This window comes from Marinobacter similis (genome assembly GCF_000830985.1).
GTDB lineage: Bacteria > Pseudomonadota > Gammaproteobacteria > Pseudomonadales > Oleiphilaceae > Marinobacter > Marinobacter similis.
On sequence record NZ_CP007151.1, the window covers coordinates 2,645,442 to 2,662,760 of the forward strand.

Sequence of the window (17,319 nt, forward strand, 5' to 3'; positions counted from 1 at the left end):
GTTTCCGGGCGTCTTCCATTCGGTGTGGAAGGCTTTTCCCTTATGCATTCATGAAACATAAAAATCCTGCGAGCGGGATTTAACCAAGGATATTAACAAGGATTGTCTTTTTTTTTATCTGGGGAATAGTTGCTGCTGTAAGCCACTTCGAAGTTGCTCTTTTCTGATAAATGGCCTTAAAACCTTGGAATACAGGGGCTATGACTCTGCCGGTGTAGCTCTCCTGAATGGGCCCCTTCACCGGGCCCGTTCCATGGGCAGGGTGGCTGAGCTGGAGTCAAGAGTGCTCGACGGGGGACTTTCCGGTCAGGTGGGCAATTGCCCACACTCGTTGGGCAACGCACGGTGTGCCAGCAGAGGGGGACGCCCATCCACACGTGTCCGGAGGGCTTGCGGTAGTGCACAACGGCATCATCGAAAACCACCAGGCTTTGCGAGAACAACTGGAGGGTCTAGGCTATTGCTTTACGTCTGATACCGATACCGAAACCATCGCTGACCTTATCGAGGCCTGTCGGGCGGGCCGGCGGATAGAGTCGGCAGAGGGTGACCTTTTCTCTTCTGTGCGGTGCGCCGTGGGCTACATCAAAGGCGCTCATGCCTTGGCGGTGGTGTCTGAAGACGAGCCCGAAAGCCTGATTGTGGCCAGGGAACGTTCACCGCTGATCGTGGGGCTGGGAGAGGACGGACATTACGCCGCCTCGGATGCCTCCGCACTGCTGTCAGTCACCCGCCGGATGATGTATCTGGAAAATGGCGATGTTGCCCGTTTGAACAGGAGTGGAATGGCGTTGGTGGATGGTGCTGGCGAAGCGGCAGTACGTGAGGTAATTACTTCATCGCTCAGTGCCGATGCGGTTCGGTTGGGTGAGTTCAGCCACTATATGCAGGAGGAGGTTTTCGAGCAGCCTCAGGCACTGGGTAATACGCTTGAGATGGTTGCCGGGACGAGCAAACTCCAGGCGGGTGTATTTGGTGCTGATGCTGCCGGGGTGTGTGCGGAGGTCGACTCCGTTTTAATTCTGGCTTGCGGCACGTCGAGTTACGCTGGAATGGTGGCCCGTTACTGGATTGAGAGTATTGTGGGCTTGCCTTGCAATTTGGAGATTGCCAGCGAGTACCGTTACCGAAAATCCGTCTTTCGGCCTCAGCAGTTGGTAGTGGCTATCTCCCATTCAGGGAAACGGCGGATACCATCGCGGCGTTGCAACACGCAAAAGCCCAAGGGCACCGTCATACTTTGGCCATCTGCAATGTGCCGGAGTCGGCCATCGTTCGGGAAGCCGCCTTGCGGTTCATCACCCGCGCTGGCCCGGAAATCGGTGTAGCGTCTACCAAAGCGTTTACCACCCGGTTGGCGACCCTTTTCCTGTTAACTTTGTTGCTTGCTCGGTCCCGAAACCAGCTGCCGCCTACGTCCGAAGAGGACTATTTGGCAGAACTGCGCCATTTGCCTGTTGCGGTGGAAAAAGTGCTTGCCCGGGAGCCTGAGATCAAGGGCCTTGCCCAGCAATTCGCAGCTCGCCGGCACGCTCTGTTCCTGGGACGTGGGCATTATTTCCCCATCGCTCTGGAGGGTGCCCTGAAGTTGAAGAAGGTTTCCTATATCCATGCCGAGGCTTATCCAGCGGGAGAGTTGAAACATGGCCCACTCGCACTGGTTGACGAGGACATGCCGGTGGTGGTTGCCCCCAATGACGATCTACTCGAAAAGCTTAAGTCCAATATGGACGAAGTTCGAGCCCGCGGTGGACAGCTTTACGTGTTTGCTGATGGTGACAGCCAGGTCAGAGCGGAGGAGGGTGTTCAAGTACTGAAAATGCCTGAACACTATGGTGTCCTTTCTCCACTCCTCCACGTAGTAGCTCTTCAGTTACTTGCCTACCATGTTGCATTGGTGAAAGGCACGGACGTGGATAAGCCAAGGAATTTAGCGAAAAGTGTCACTGTGGAATAGGTGAAAGAAATCGGGGCAAGGCATTTAGCTTGCCTGGCGTGATGCTGCATGCTGCTAGGATCGGAATGATGGAGCAGCGTAAGGTGCTTTCCAACTGCGCGATCTATTCTAACAGAGCGCAACATATCGCGATGCTTTACAGCGATGAGCTTTCTCCAACGCTTGATCAGCTGATGAGGGGGGCTGAGCTAGGCATAAGCCGCGTTTTGCTCGTACCGCTCTACCTTGCACATGCCCAGTTCTTTGCTGCTAGCTTAAACCCAAAAGCTGGAGTTTATTCCAGCAGGGACGGGTCATCTAATGCGTTCCCTTTAATTTTGTTGCACCTGGCTACCGACACTAATCAGCTGGAGGCATGGCCCTGTAGGTTAGTGGAGCGTGAAGTGTTCAGACAATAGCTCCCTCCTTTCTCTGATATGTCGGACCTCTTAGCTCGCCCCCCACCCCGGGAAGGAATTGGGGGGTGAAGATTCATGAACCAAAGTGAAGATAAATCCCATGAAGATCGCGATCGCCGGTACAGGATATGTAGGCCTTTCCAACGCCATGTTGTTGGCCCAACACAACGAAGTTGTGGCTCTTGATATTGATCCAAGAAAGGTTGAGCTACTTAACGACCGCATAAGCCCGATTCTAGACTTAGAAATTGAAGACTTCTTGGTCAACAAGAAACTGAACTTTACCGCTACTCTGCATAAAGAGCAGGCGTTTAAAGGCGCGGATTACGTAATCATAGCGACGCCTACGGATTACGACCCGCAGACAAATTACTTCAACACCAAAACGGTGGAGTCGGTGGTTCAGGATGTGGTGGCCGTCAACCCGAGCTCGGTGATGGTAATCAAATCCACGGTGCCGGTAGGCTACACCAGAGACGTTTGCGAGCGGTTCGATACCAGCAATATTATTTTCTCACCAGAATTTCTGCGTGAAGGGAGTGCGTTGCACGACAACCTCCATCCCTCGCGCATTATTGTCGGCGAGCGTTCGGAGCGCGCGGAAGTGTTCGCTCACTTGTTGAAGCAGGGGGCCGTAAAAAAAGACGCTCCGGTGCTGTTCACCGACAGTACCGAAGCGGAGGCTATCAAACTGTTTTCCAATACTTACCTGGCCATGCGTGTGGCCTATTTTAACGAGCTGGATACATACGCTTCGAGCACGGCCTGAACAGCCGCCAGATAATCGATGGCGTGGGCTTGGATCCGCGCATCGGCGACCACTACAACAACCCGTCGTTCGGCTACGGCGGCTACTGCCTGCCCAAAGACACCAAGCAGCTGCTGGCGAACTACGAAGACGTGCCCAATAACCTGATTAAAGCGATTGTGGATGCCAACCGCACTCGCAAAGACTTCATCGCCGACGACATTCTTAGCCGCAAACCAAACGTGGTGGGTGTGTATCGCCTAGTAATGAAATCCGGCTCTGACAACTTCCGTGCCTCGGCCATTCAGGGGATCATGAAGCGCATTAAAGCCAAGGGCATTGAAGTGATTGTGTATGAGCCGGAGCTGCACGAAGATGACTTTTTCAATTCCCGTGTCATTACTGACCTCGATGCCTTCAAGCAAGAGGCTGATGTCATCATCGCAAACCGCCGCAGTGAGAACCTGGCGGATGTGGAAGAGAAGGTTTATACCCGCGACCTTTTTAAAAGCGACTGATCAAAAATTCCGGGCGCCTAAGTGGAGCGCAATTCTCTCGCTTGCCCTACGGCCTCTTCGTCGAGGCGGGTCACAATCGGTTACTGGTCACAAAGAGTGAAGTTAAGTTAATCTGCGCGCGGTTTTTAAATGCCAGTACGTAACTGCGAAAGTCGTCTATGGGCTTTGTAGGCTTTGGGCAATTTGGGCCTGCAGTTACCCGGTTCTTTCTGGTTAATATAGTCAAGTCTTTTGGTCTGGTTAAATCAACTGCGTAGCTCGTGTATATTACGTCTCCTAACTGAAACCTTGGTGGTCTTTAATCCAATTTGGTTTCGGTTTTTCGTTCTGATTCATTTTTCAAAAGGCATGTCCATGGACGCGGCTAGTGTAACGGGTCTTCTCTCGGGTTTTCTTGCGCTCTTTTTTTTGCTGTTGCTCAAACCGCTTGCGGTTCACGTCGATTTGATGGATCGTCCGGACCATCGAAAGATCCACAGTGGGGCTGTACCACTTGTGGGCGGCCTCAGTGCATTTTTAGGGCTGTGCGTGACGTGGCTTTTGGAAATGCCTCTCTCCGACGGCTACGGCCTGTTTCTGGCTTGCGCTGCACTGCTGGTGCTGATGGGAGCGGTGGACGATGCGTGTGATTTGCCCGCCAATTTTCGTTTGGGTTCCCAAATAGCACTGGGCGCGGCGTTGGCCTACGGCTCTGGCATTTCTCTAGATTCGTTTGGCAACCTGCTAGGTTTTGGCGTTATTGAACTCGGGCCGCTGGGGCCCATTGTTACCATCGCGGCAATCATTGCGGCTACCAATGCATTCAATATGGTTGACGGGATTGATGGGCTGACAGGTAGCTTGTCCCTCGTTGCCTTGTTGTCATTGTGCTGGCTCTTTTCAGCATCGGGCCGCTTCCCGTTAGAGCTGACGTTTTGCCTGGCGCTCGCGTTCGGCCTCGCTCCGTACCTCATGGCGAATCTTCGAATCTTTCCGTTTAAGAGGAAGATTTTCATGGGCGATGCTGGGTCGATGTTTGTCGGTTTTGCGGTGGTCTGGTTGTTGGTTCAAGGCACTGATTTGGAGCGCAGTGCGTTCCGGCCGGTTACGGCACTGTGGCTGGTTGCGATTCCGTTGATGGATATGGTAGCTATCATGGTACGTCGTGCCCGCAAGTCAATCGGTCATGATGCCAGATCGGGACCACCTCCATCATATCTTTCTCAGAGCCGGGCTTACTGACAGGCAGGCACTCTTGATCATAACTTTTCTGGCAATCTGTCTGGCGGGGTGGCTTAGCCGGAGAGGTTAAGCAGGTACCTGAAGTTATTATGTTTTCGCTGTTTCTCTGTGTTTTTCTGACTTATAACTGGTCTCTGAGTCACATTTGGCGGTTGCTGGTTCTGTTTCGCCGGGTTGGGTCAAAAGCTGGCCGTAGCTGATCCAGCTGTGCGTCGCTCCTAATGTGTGAATGTTTCAAGTGCTGTTTGGATGTGATTTGATATGAAGCTACTCGTAACCGGTGGCGCCGGTTTTATTGGCTCTGCTGTTGTACGGCACGTCATTGGCAACACGGGCGACAGTGTGATCAATCTCGATAAACTCACCTATGCAGGCAATCTCGAGAGTCTGGCTGGAGTGAGTGGTAATGATCAATACGGCTTTGAGCAAGTGGATATCTGTGATCGTGCTGAGCTGGAACGTGTTTTTGAAGAGCACAAACCTGATGTGGTTATGCACCTGGCGGCAGAAAGTCATGTAGATCGTTCCATTGACGGCCCAGCCGCGTTCGTCGAAACCAACATTGTTGGTACTTATACCTTATTGGAGGTTGCCAGGCAGTATTGGAATGGGCTCACCGGGGAACGCAAGGCTGCTTTCCGTTTCCATCACATTTCCACCGATGAAGTGTATGGTGATCTGGAAGGGCCGGAAGCGCTGTTCACAGAGCAAACACCCTACGCCCCCAGTTCACCTTATTCTGCCAGTAAAGCGAGTTCTGACCACTTGGTGCGGGCTTGGTATCGCACATATGGTCTGCCGGTGCTGGTGACGAATTGTTCCAACAACTATGGTCCCTATCATTTCCGGAAAGTTGATTCCGTTAATGATTCTTAACGCCCTCGAAGGTAAACCTCTCCCTGTTTACGGCAAGGGAAATCAAGTCCGTGACTGGCTGTATGTCGACGATCACGCCCGAGCACTTTACAAGGTGCTCACTGAAGGCGTGATTGGAGAAACTTACAATATCGGTGGCCACAATGAGAGGCAGAACATTGAGGTGGTTCAGACTATTTGCGACATTCTTCAGGAGCTGCGGCCGCAGAACGAAAGCTACAGGGCGTTGATTATGCATGTGGCAGACCGCCCTGGCCATGATCTGCGTTACGCTATTGACGCAGGCAAGATTGAGCGTGAATTGGGGTGGGCGCCGGAAGAAACGTTTGAAACCGGTATTCGAAAAACGGTTGAGTGGTATTTGAATAATCTGGACTGGTGCCGTCGTGTGCAGGATGGTAGTTATCAAAGGGAGCGGTTGGGTTCAGGCGCATGAACATTTTATTGCTGGGCAAAACCGGCCAAGTCGGCTTCGAACTCCATCGTACTCTTTCTCCCATGGCACTATCATTGCCCCCGGCAGGAAACCTTGGACCTGTTGGACGAGCATGCTGTCACCAACTTCCTGGGCGCCAATAAACCAGACTTGATCGTAAACGCCGCCGCCTGGACAGCCGTAGATGCAGCGGAAGTGCATCGAGATGCGGCCGAGCGTCTCAACGCCGGTCTTCCGACGCAGCTGGCGGAATACGCTGCTTCCAACAACGCCCGGCTGGCCCACTACAGCAGCGACTACGTCTACCCTGGCAGTGGTAAAGCCCCTTTGCAGGAAATCAGCTACTGGCCCACTTAGTCACTATGGAGCAACCAAACTCCAGGGTGATCAGGCGATAGAGCAAAGTGAGTCGGATTACCTCATCTTCCGCACCAGTTGGGTCTACAGCGCCCGTGGTAACAATTTCATGAAAACGATGCTGCGTCTTGCCAAAAACAAAAGCGAGCTCAACGTAGTAGCGGACCAGGTCGGTACCCCGACACCCGCGAGACTGATAGCCAACGTCACCGCGTTGGCTATCCGTAGTCAACTGAAAACAGGTCTTTACAACTTGACCGCTAGAGGAGCGACCAGCTGGCACGGATTCGCCAAAGAAATCTTTGAACTGGCTACCGTAACAGGGGAAGAATTAACTCTCAGTTCCGAGAATGTCTATCCAATCCCAACCAGTGACTACCCAACCCCTGCAGAAAGGCCACTTAACTCAAGGCTCGATGTAACCAGACTCGAACAGGCTTTGAGCATTCGGCTCCCGGATTGGCAAAACCAGCTGGTACTCACCTTGGGCGAATATCTGGAGAAGCGATGAAAGGCATCATCTTGGCCGGCGGTTCCGGCACCCGTCTTTACCCGATCACGAGGGGCATCTCCAAGCAGTTGCTGCCCGTGTATGACAAGCCCATGATTTATTATCCCTTGTCCGTTCTTATGCTGGCGGGAATTCGGGAAATTCTTGTCATTACAACACCGGAAGACCAGGATGGATTTAAACGGCTTCTGGGTGATGGCAATCAATGGGGTGTGGACTTGAGCTACGCTACCCAACCCAGCCCCGATGGCCTCGCGCAGGCTTCATCATTGGCGAAGATTTTATTGCCAATGATAGTGTTTGCCTTGTTTTGGGCGACAACATTTACTATGGCCAGGGTCTCAGTAAAATGCTGCAAACAGCTTCCAAGCGTGACAAGGGAGCCACTGTGTTTGGTTATCAGGTCACAGATCCGGAGCGCTTTGGCGTGGTGGAGTTTGACGAGCATCAGCGGGCTGTGTCCATTGAAGAAAAGCCCAAGAGCCCGAAATCTGACTATGCGGTTACCGGCCTTTACTTCTACGATAACGATGTAGTGGGCATTGCTAAACAGGTAAAGCCCTCTGAGCGGGGCGAACTGGAAATTACCAGCATCAACCAGGCATACCTTGAACGGGGTGATCTGTGTGTGGAGCTGTTAGGTCGGGGCTTTGCCTGGCTAGACACAGGCACTTTTGACTCTCTGCATGACGCTGCGAGCTTTATCGAAACACTGGAAAAACGCCAGGGCCTCAAAATCGCTTGCCTGGAAGAAGTAGCCTTCAGAATGGGCTTTATTGGTAAAGAGAAACTGCTGTCAGAGGCAGAAAGCCTTGAAAAGAACAGCTACGGCACCTACCTGAAAAAACTTGCGAAAACAGTCAAATAAGTGATCTACATGAAAATCATCGAAACTAGGATTCCAGACGTAGTGATAATCGAACCTTCGATTTTTGGAGATGAGCGCGGTTTTTTTATGGAAACCTGGAACGAAAAAGCCTTTCGAGATGCGGGGATTAATGCCGCTTTTAAGCAGGATAACCATAGCCGGTCCGTCAAAAACACTCTCCGGGGTCTGCATTACCAAATCGAACAGCCTCAGGGCAAGCTGGTGCGAGTAACCTGTGGCGAAGTTCTCGATATAGCAGTAGATGTTCGCCCGAAATCATCCACTTTTGGCCATTGGGTAGGGGAGTACCTTTCGGAAGAAAACAAACGCATGCTTTGGGTGCCACCAGGATTCGCACACGGTTTTCTTGTAACCAGTGAAACCGCGGATTTCCAGTACAAGTGCACTGACTTCTATGCACCTGACCAGGAACGTACAATCCGCTGGGATGATCCGGTACTGAATATAGATTGGGGAATAGAGAACACCGAAGGCCTTTTATTGTCTGCAAAAGACCGTCAGGGACAAACTTTTACTCAGGCTCGGGAAGAGTTAAGAGAGCATTACTGAATGATACCCGTCACCAAACCGTTCCTTCCCAGCAGAGAGAAGCTCGATCAGTACCTTGATGGTATATACGAACGGCAGTGGCTGACCAACAACGGTCAGCTCGTGCAGGAGCTCACGCGCCGCCTTGAAGAGTATCTGGAGGTGGATAATCTGCTGTTGGTAGCGAATGGCACTCTTGCACTTCAAATCGCTTACCGCGCTCTTGGTGTTAGCGATTCGCGGTCGGACCAGCACCCGGAGGCAATAACTACGCCCTTCAGTTTCATTGCAACGGCCAGCTCTTTAAAATGGGATGGAATACAACCCGTTTTTGTGGATATTGATCCGAAAAGCTGGTGTCTGGACCCTGATCGGATCGGCAAGGCAATAACTGATAGAACTCGGGCTATCGTTCCTGTTCACGTATTTGGCAATGCCTGCGAAGTTGAGGCCATTGATACCATTGCTCAGAGGTATGATCTGAAAGTCATTTACGATGCCTCCCACGCCTTTGGTGTAAAATATAAAGGCGAAAGCCTGCTCAAACACGGCGATGCTGCGACTCTCAGCTTCCACGCGACCAAACTTTTCCACACCGGAGAGGGTGGGGCCATCGTGTTCAAGCGTAAGGAAGATCTGGAGCGCGCGAAAAAAATGATTAACTTCGGAATCACCGGGCCGGAAACCATCGAGGAGTTGGGAATCAACGCCAAGATGAATGAGATGCAGGCGGCGATGGGGCTGTGTGTGTTGGATGAAATTGCAGATAATATGTCCGCACGTCAGCATGTGTGGGAATTCTATAAAGATAATCTCACTTCAAAATGCCAATTCCAGCAATGGAATAGTAATGCTACTCAAAATTATGCTTACGTTCCCATGGTGCTGGGTTCAGAAGATAAAACTTTGTCTGTAGTGAAAGGTTTGGGAGATATTAACGTTGGCGCCAGACGATATTTCTATCCGTCTTTGGATGAAGTCGACTTTATAAGCACGGCGAGCGGTGGAGTCCCAAACTCAAGAATGATTTCAAAAAAGATCATATGTTTACCCATCTATTCTTCCATTAAAGATAAAGATTTGTCGAAAATAATAAGCACAATTAATGGATTCGACGAAGTTAAGGGGTAATTTATGCCAACGACGCTGCTAGTTGATACGAATCGTGCTGCGGTCCCCTTATATCAGGCGCTCATAAAAAAAGGGCATGACGTTTGGGTTGTAGGCAAAAATCCAGAAGAAACACTGGCTAAAATGGCAGAAAATTACTGCCAACTGGATTATTCAGATGCGAGTGTCCTTTCAAAGTTTATCGAGGAAAGGAATATTGATTTCCTGGTTCCTGGATGCACTGACCTTTCATATACAATGTGTGCAAAGGTTGGCGACGGGAAATTTCTGGGTATTGATACCGTCGAAAATACTCACAAAATAAATTCAAAAGATGCGTTTAAAGAGTTAACCCGAAGGTTGTCAATTCCGGTGCCAAAGCTGCTTCTTCAGGATGAGGCAGTGAATTATCCATCTGTAATAGTCAAGCCAGTGGATTCTTTCAGCGGTCAAGGTATCCAAGTCCTGAGATACCCGGATGCTCAGCAATTGGGTACCGCTATTGATGCGGCGTACAAAGTTTCAAAATCAAAAACCGCACTGATAGAGGAGTACATAAGCGGGCAGCTTTACAGTTATTCCTGTTTTTTTCAGGCAGGCAGGGTTGTAGCAGGATTTTTTGTTCAGGAGGATGGCAGTGCCAACCCGTTTACGGTGGATACCAGCCAAGTTACAAATGATCTCGCAGAATCGCTGCAACTATCTTTGGAGTCTGATGTTTGTAAAATAGCCGAAGAGCTTGGCATCTCCGATGGCCTGGTGCATCTTCAATTTTTAAGCGATGGGGATAAATATTGGGTTATTGAAATGACACGGCGCTGTCCGGGAGATATTTACGCATTATTGATTGAATATGCAACAGGTTATGAATATTCGGATTCTTATATAGCGCCCTTTATTGGGGAGAAAGTTAAAGCTGCACCGCGCCCTGAGATAAAGAGGAATATAATCCGACACACGGTTACGTCGAAGCCAGGACAAACCTTTTGGGGGCTTCAGTTTGAACGAGCTACGAACGTCATTCTTTTTGTACCTTTAGTCACGTCTGGAGAAGCCGCAAAACCGAATGACTGTATTAGGCTGGGTGTTATGTTTATTGAATCTCATTCAAAGGAAGAGCAGCTACAATTGTATGAGCATCTAATTTCCAGAAGTCTGTACCAGTTAAACTTTCCAGGAGGGAGTAATGAGTCGTAGAAAAACATTGAAGCTTGGATTTGTTGGTGGTGGACTGGATTCGGCCGTAGGGTATGCTCATTTTGTAGCATCAAGAATGGACAATTTGTGGTCGCTAGATGCTGGAGTTTTAAGCTTGGAAGAGGAAAAAAACTTTCAGGCAGCCGAAGTATACGGAATAGAAAAAAAACGCGTTTACCGCAGCCTGTCGGATTTCTTATCGCATGAAAAAGATGTTATCGACGCTGTCGTCATTCTGACACCAACGCCGCTTCACTATGGGATGATTCTAGATTGTCTGCGTGAGGGCATGCCAGTTATCTCAGAGAAAGCACTCTGTCTGACATCCGAAGAAGCCTCGAAAATAAAAGCGATAGCCGAGGAAAATAACAGCTTTCTAGCTGTAATATATAACTATTCAGGTTATCCGATGGTAAGAGAGATGAGGAGGTTCATCCAAGATGGAACTTTAGGCACAGTCCAGCATTTTCAGGTGGAAATGCCCCAGGAGGGGTTCCTGCGTCGTAACAAAGATGGAGATAAGGCTACACCGCAATATTGGAGAACGCAGGATGGCGAAATCCCTACTCTGCATTTGGATTTGGCCGTTCACTTACACGAGCTGATTTATTATTTGACTCGTGCACGACCGCTGGAAGTGGTGGCTGACCAGTCGAGTCACGGTTGGTTCAATGTTGTTGATAATGCATCGTGTATGACACGGTATTCTAACCGCATGACAGGAAATGCCTGGTTCAGCAAGGCCGCCCTAGGTAGTCGAAACGGGCTAAAGTTAAGGCTTTATGGTGACGAGGCTTCCGTTGAGTGGATTCAAACTAACCCAGAGGAGCTGTTGGTCTCTTATAGCAACGGATCCAGGGAGATCGTAGATCGGGCGTCTTCTGTGAAAGTGGCCGATGCGCCGCGTTACACACGTTTTAAAGCCGGACACCCCGCCGGTTTTAACGAGGCGCTTGCGAACCTATATGCAGATATTCATGAAGCTCTGCTTGATTACCAGTCCAAAGGAACATTTGAGTCGTCAGAGGTTTTTGGGCCTGATTTGGCACTGAATGGGCTTCAGTGGCTTGAGGCAATGGTTAAATCGATAGATTCGGGAACCTGGGAAAAGTGCGACCGCCAATAAGTCGTGAGTGTTGTCGGAATAGACATAATAAAGATTAGGTTAGCTGATATTCTCGTTGTAACAGGCTTTAACGTATGAGCGCGATAAACCGGAAGATCGGAGTGGGGGTGCTCTGGAACCTGGTGAGTCTGTTTATGACACGTGGGGCCAGCACAATTTTCATGTTGTTTCTGGCTCGCCTGCTGGCACCTGAGGCCTTTGGTCTCATTGCAATGGCAACGGTGGTGTTTGAGTTGGCGAATGTGTTTGTGAATTCCGGCCTTGGTATAGCGCTCATCCGAAGCGAAACCGTGACCGATTCAGATCTCAATACGGTGTTTTTCAGCAATCTTTTGCTCAGCGGGCTGGCCTATGCTGTCCTGTTTGCGGCCGCTCCCTTCATCGCAGACTTCTACAGCCAGGCAGAGCTGTCTACAATCATTCAGGTGATGGGGCTGGTCGTATTCATTAACGCCGCTAAAGTGGTTCAAACAGCCGTACTCAGTCGTCGGATGGACTTCAAATCCCAGATGAAGGCCAACACCTTAGGTGTGGTGTTTTCTGGCTTCCTCGCTATTTCAGCTGCTTTCTATGGTTGGGGCGTTTGGAGTTTGGTGGTGCAAGTACTCAGTTCTGCGTTGATATCCGCACTTGTGCTCTGGTTAGTCAGTAAGTGGCGCCCGGCCTTGGAGTTCAGTCGCGAGTCTTTTTCAAGGCTATTCCGTTTTGGTAGAAATCTGCTGATGGAAGGACTGCTCGAGATCTTGTATCAAAACTCCTATGTTGCGGTCATTGGACGCTTATTTAGCGCGGAAATTACGGGGCTATTTTTCCTCGCAACAAAAATCAGCAATCTGGTTTCGCAACAACTAACTAACGCCGTTCAGCAAGCAACTTTTCCTGCTTTGTCCACTTTGCAGACGGATAACGGTAGTCTTAGGCGAAAGTTTAGGCAAATTATGCAGATAATGATGTTCCTGATTGCGCCGGTAATGGCTCTGTTGGCCGGGCTTGCAACTCCACTGTTTACAATCTTTCTTGATGAGCGGTGGGTGGGCGCAGTCCCTTATTTACAACTGTTGTGTGTCGTAGGTGCACTTTACCCTGTGCATGCTCTGAACGTTAATTTACTCAACGTAAAAGGCCGTTCGGATTTGGTTTTGAAGGTGGGGTTAGTAAAAAAAGCAGTAAATCTTGCTTTATTGTTTCTCGCAATACCTTTTGGGGTCCTCGGTATTGTTGCGAGCATGGTAGTTGGTTCGTTCCTGTCGCTGATTCCTAATACCTATTTTTCCGCGCGTTTGGTCGGATATTCTTTATTTGATCAAATAAAAGATGTCATAAAACCCCTTATCTCTGGTGTTGTTGCCGGAGCGGGGGCGTGGTTTTTAGTCGGACAACAGGGAAATGTTGAGTTTCTTGAGTTAGCGGGTGGTGGAGTTTTTGGAATTGGGATTTACATCGTCGCAACACTCCTGTTACGAGGAGAAGGCCTGAGTGTGCTGATCAGTGAGATCAAGAAGCGCCGGCTAGGTATATTATAGTAAAGGTAAGAAAACACTTGAGGTTGGCTATTTGAAATTTGTTATTTGGACACCAGTATACCGAGATAGCAGCGGCGGAATTATAGTGCTCCACAAGTTAGCGAGCATGCTGCGCGATTCAGGACACAATGTATCAATATGGCCAGCACCAAAACCTACGCGGCGGGACTTACGATCGTTGCGAGGCTGGGTCAAGTTATTTAGATGGTTTAAGTTATTGTTGATTAATTATACTAAAAAACGTAGTATTAAATCTCCTTATAATTTAAAAATTTCTAAAAAAAGCGACCTGAAAGGCGCGATTGTTATTTATCCCGAAATAACGGCAGGGAATCCCTTAGGTGCAAAATTTGTCGTCCGATGGCTGTTAAATAAGCCCGGGGTGATTAATGGAAACAAAGATTTTGGAAATAAAGAAATATTTTTTTTCTACGACTCTATCTTTAATGACTGGGATTTGAATCCAAATGAGGGACACCACTTGATTGTGTCGGAGTTGAAGTCAGACATCTATAGAATTAACAATGAAAGCGGTCGCGCTGGCCAGTGTTATATGATCAGGAAGGGTAGGGATAGAGCATTGGATTATCATGAGCCCGGTGCCATAAATGTGGACGGCATGACTCACGAAGAGCTGTCTATAATATTTAATGAGTGCAAGTATTTCATTTGTTATGACCTTTATACGATGTACAGTCGCTATGCTGCAATGTGCGGGTGTATTCCGATAGTTGTGCCTCAGACAGGCGTCTCGCTTGAAGAATGGTATCCTGACGTGGAAAACCGATATGGCATTGCCTATGGATGGGATAATGTGTCTTGGGCTGTCGAGAGCCGGGAAAAACTTCTTGAAACTCTCGCGGAAAAAAGGATTGTTGAATTAGAGTCTGTGGATCGTTTTGTATTGACTACTGAACGATATTTTTTCGACGAACTGAATAAAACGAGTGAGCTTTGAAAAAAGCAATGAAAATCTCTGTTGCTCTCGCCACCTACAATGGTGCCCAATACATCAAAGAGCAACTCGAAAGCTTTGTAGACCAGACCCGGTTACCGGATGAGTTAATTATCACCGACGACTGTTCCACGGACCAAACTGAAGCTCTGGTCAGTGAGTTCGCCAAAACAGCTCCCTTTAAGGTAGAGTTTCATCGTAACAAAAGAAATCTGGGCTATTGCGGCAACTTTAATGCGGCATTAATGAAAACGACAGGCGATCTGGTGTTTCTTAGTGACCAAGATGATGTATGGTTCCCCGACAAAATTCAGCACATGATAGAGCTGGCCGAGTCACATTCTGATGCACTGGTCATGATGAATGACGCGGTACTCACGGACTCGGACCTTAATGAAGTTGGGCTTACCAAGCTCGGTCAGATCCGTTCGGCGGGTATACCTCTGGAACGCTTCGTAATGGGCTGTTGCGCGTGTGTGCGCAGGGAGCTGCTGGATTTCTGTCTACCGATTCCCAAAGCAGTGAGGGGGCATGATGATTGGCTGGTCGGTCTGTCGGGTGGCCTGAATGCAAAGTTGGTAGACCCCAAACCACTCCAATACTATCGTCGGCACGAATCTAACGAGTCGCAGTTTATAGCTAACAGAACATACAAAGTGACTCGGTCACTGGCTTTTTTACATGCCGTTCAGACTACGTTCAAAAAAGATGCGCCTGAAAAAGCGCGGGCAAGTATTGACCAACAAAAGGTCTTTCTTAGGCATCTGACGGAGACCCAACAAAGAGCACCTGCTAAATATCACTCAAAATTCGTGGAGTTCAGAAAATCGACTGAAACCAGAATTGAAAGAGAAGAACGGCGTGTTGCGGTTCGCGAGCAATGGTTTGTGTCAAGGTTTTTAACGGTTTTTTATATGCTAGTGAAAGGTGATTATCGGCAAAGCAATGGCATTAAATCTGTTTTAAGGGATCTCGTGGGATAATACGAATCATCTGTCAGGTTTTGTGTCACCAATTTTTGAAGTAAACTGCCCGTTTTTCCTGTCTGCTCGTAGTCAGATTCTTCGACAATCCCATTTATCCAGAATGCTCTAAAAGAGGTGCCAATTGTGAAAGTTTTGGCGGTGATGCCTAGCTACCGAACTGCAAGCTACTCTGGGAATGTCGGTGGTGGGGAAATATCAAACCGTCTTCTCTTTCAAGGATTGGTGGAAAATGGGCATGAGGTAGTGGTTGTTACTACGAACGCAGGCGGTTGCGGTAATTGTACAGAAAATGGCGTGGACATTGTCGAACTCAGTGAACCTGCAAACTCCGTTTTTTTATATGTGAAATCGCGACTTCAGTTTCGGCGCAAGGTTCACAAGATAGCTTTGGCGGTTGTTAAACCTGATGTGATTATCACCTCTACAGAAGCGTTGGGAGTTGCACTCTCGCTCAAGAGTTCTGCGGGCGTGCCTGTGGCCCTCTTGGTGAGGGCGTATGAGAATCTTGATAATCGAGAAACACTCCCCGCAATGTTTAAGCGCATTTTTAAGAGCATTTTACTAGGTTGTTTTGGGCCGAAGTCGGTCGCGAAGGTGGACCTTGTTCTTCCGAACAGTGACTATATGGCCAGTATTTGTAACAGCTATATTCCGGCCACAGTTATGTCGAAGATTGTTTATCCGCCCGTCGATTATGAGTTGGTTCCGATGGATGAAGGTCGGTCCCTGAAAACGGTATCGATGGTGGGTACCAGCACCAAAAAGGGGACAGCGCTCGTTGAAAGGTTGGCAGAGCGTTTCCCGGATTTGAACTTTCGGATGGTTGGATGTCCGGGTGCGAATGTCCATGGAGAGCAAGCAAAGAACAACCTGACACTGGTCGGGTGGTGTGATGTCCGTAAAGAGTTTGAGGACAACGCAGATATTGTTCTTGTTCCCTCATTGTGGCCGGAACCCTTCGGAAGAGTTGCGGTTGAAGCATTAGCTGCCGGTAAAATTGCCCTGGTTTCGGATATTGGCGGGCTGCCTGAAGCTGTCGCATTTCAAAAAGTTCTGACTTTGGAGCCGGGGGACGAGGACGCTTGGTCAGAGGCCCTCCGCTGTGTTCTGCAAAACCCTGCACCTTTTTATGAGGCGATGGAAGTAGCACGTGCGCAGATCAATAGGTTTAGTGTAAATGAACAAGTAGAAGGCTTGGAAGACGCCTTGAGACAATTAGTAACCGCTGGCAGACAATTATGACGCAGTATTCGAATCAGAAGATGGAAAAGCCTGAAGAAATCGGGCTTGTTGATTTAGCGGCAATCTTAGTTGTCCGCCGTATGGTGGCGATTTCTGTCCTGCTATTAACAGTGTTTGCCGGGATTCTCTATTTTCTGATAGCTCCCGATCAATATCAGTATCGTAGCCTCTTCCTGGTGGCTCAACAAAATGGCGCAACGCCGGCTCAATCTACTCAATACTTGGTTTCAAAACTTGAAACATTTTGGCTACCGGACATGGAAAGTCTTTATCAAAAAGAGGGTAAACGTCTCGTGGGAAAGCCGACCTTTGATCGCACATCTGGGTCCACTATGATCGAATTTGAATCTCTAGCTACTCTTGAGGACGAAAGCTTGGTTCGGGAGTTACATGAGAACCTCCTTGACCGGTTACTTAAAGAGCAGCAAAAGTATCTTTCGGACCAAAAGGAGAGTTTTCAACAGCAGTTAAACTCATCAGATGAACTGATACAAAGGATTTCGGGCCTGGAGAACGAACAGTCGCTAGCGGCTATCGTGCAGGTGAGAAATGAAATCAAGCTCAAGCTTGATGGGTTGCGACCTGCAGAGGTCTTAACAACAGCGCGCCGCAGTCTGAAGCCAGATGGGCGTCCCGCATGGCAGATACTCGTGGGATTTTTAGTGGCAGGTGTTGTTTTGGGGATAATGGCCGCTTTCGTTGCGGAATTCGTCGCGAGAGTTCGGGCTAAATTGCAGTAAG

10 protein-coding genes and 5 pseudogenes are annotated in these 17,319 nt (G+C 49.1%); all 15 read left to right on the plus strand.

Translation table 11 applies throughout. The features are described 5' to 3' along the window. The first annotated feature begins 116 nt into the window (after positions 1 to 116). The 15 genes and pseudogenes from glmS to AU14_RS12320 all read left to right on the plus strand — a co-directional run bounded on the left by glmS (position 117) and on the right by AU14_RS12320 (position 17,318). Positions 117 to 1,957: pseudogene (gene glmS / locus AU14_RS12245) on the plus strand (glutamine--fructose-6-phosphate transaminase (isomerizing)). A gap of 498 nt (positions 1,958 to 2,455) precedes the next feature. Next, positions 2,456 to 3,621 (plus strand): annotated as a pseudogene (locus AU14_RS12255) (nucleotide sugar dehydrogenase). Positions 3,622 to 3,912: 291 nt separating this feature from the next. After that, positions 3,913 to 4,842 carry an undecaprenyl-phosphate alpha-N-acetylglucosaminyl 1-phosphate transferase gene (locus tag AU14_RS12260; RefSeq protein ID WP_236744041.1) on the plus strand — a complete coding sequence of 310 codons (930 nt, stop codon included), beginning with the start codon at positions 3,913 to 3,915 and terminating at the stop codon, positions 4,840 to 4,842. A gap of 261 nt (positions 4,843 to 5,103) precedes the next feature. Next, positions 5,104 to 6,154: pseudogene (gene rfbB, locus AU14_RS12265) on the plus strand (dTDP-glucose 4,6-dehydratase). Continuing rightward, positions 6,151 to 7,022 (plus strand): annotated as a pseudogene (gene rfbD, locus AU14_RS12270) (dTDP-4-dehydrorhamnose reductase). The pseudogenes rfbB and rfbD overlap by 4 nt, the downstream one beginning before the upstream one ends. Then, positions 7,019 to 7,890, plus strand: a pseudogene (gene rfbA / locus AU14_RS12275) (glucose-1-phosphate thymidylyltransferase RfbA). The pseudogenes rfbD and rfbA overlap by 4 nt, the downstream one beginning before the upstream one ends. 9 nt (positions 7,891 to 7,899) lie before the next feature. Further along, the gene (rfbC, locus tag AU14_RS12280) at positions 7,900 to 8,460 is read left to right on the plus strand and encodes a dTDP-4-dehydrorhamnose 3,5-epimerase (RefSeq protein WP_041343950.1); all 561 of its coding nucleotides are present in this window, start codon (positions 7,900 to 7,902) and stop codon (positions 8,458 to 8,460) included. Next, on the plus strand, positions 8,461 to 9,570 hold the full coding sequence (locus AU14_RS12285; RefSeq protein WP_041341183.1) for a DegT/DnrJ/EryC1/StrS family aminotransferase: 1,110 nt from the start codon (positions 8,461 to 8,463) through the stop codon (positions 9,568 to 9,570). A gap of 3 nt (positions 9,571 to 9,573) precedes the next feature. Then, positions 9,574 to 10,746, plus strand: a complete 1,173-nt coding sequence (locus AU14_RS12290) for an ATP-grasp domain-containing protein (RefSeq protein ID WP_041341186.1) — start codon at positions 9,574 to 9,576, stop codon at positions 10,744 to 10,746. Next, positions 10,736 to 11,872 (plus strand): Gfo/Idh/MocA family protein, encoded by a 1,137-nt coding sequence (locus AU14_RS12295; protein ID WP_041341188.1) that lies wholly within the window; start codon positions 10,736 to 10,738, stop codon positions 11,870 to 11,872. The genes AU14_RS12290 and AU14_RS12295 overlap by 11 nt, the downstream gene beginning before the upstream one ends. Positions 11,873 to 11,979: 107 nt before the next feature. Continuing rightward, positions 11,980 to 13,395: a lipopolysaccharide biosynthesis protein gene (locus AU14_RS12300; RefSeq protein WP_158498319.1), complete on the plus strand. Its 1,416-nt coding sequence runs from the start codon at positions 11,980 to 11,982 to the stop codon at positions 13,393 to 13,395. Positions 13,396 to 13,426: 31 nt separating this feature from the next. Continuing rightward, a complete protein-coding gene (locus AU14_RS12305) occupies positions 13,427 to 14,353 on the plus strand; it encodes a hypothetical protein (RefSeq protein ID WP_148312747.1) in 927 nt (308 codons plus the stop codon). Further along, the gene (locus AU14_RS12310) at positions 14,350 to 15,333 is read left to right on the plus strand and encodes a glycosyltransferase family 2 protein (protein ID WP_236744042.1); all 984 of its coding nucleotides are present in this window, start codon (positions 14,350 to 14,352) and stop codon (positions 15,331 to 15,333) included. The genes AU14_RS12305 and AU14_RS12310 overlap by 4 nt, the downstream gene beginning before the upstream one ends. 126 nt (positions 15,334 to 15,459) lie before the next feature. After that, entirely contained in the window at positions 15,460 to 16,578 is a 1,119-nt protein-coding gene (locus AU14_RS19860) for a glycosyltransferase family 4 protein (RefSeq protein WP_094191214.1), read from the plus strand. After that, positions 16,575 to 17,318: a Wzz/FepE/Etk N-terminal domain-containing protein gene (locus AU14_RS12320; protein WP_041341196.1), complete on the plus strand. Its 744-nt coding sequence runs from the start codon at positions 16,575 to 16,577 to the stop codon at positions 17,316 to 17,318. Before AU14_RS19860 ends, AU14_RS12320 begins: the two co-directional genes overlap by 4 nt. Position 17,319: the final 1 nt, after the last annotated feature.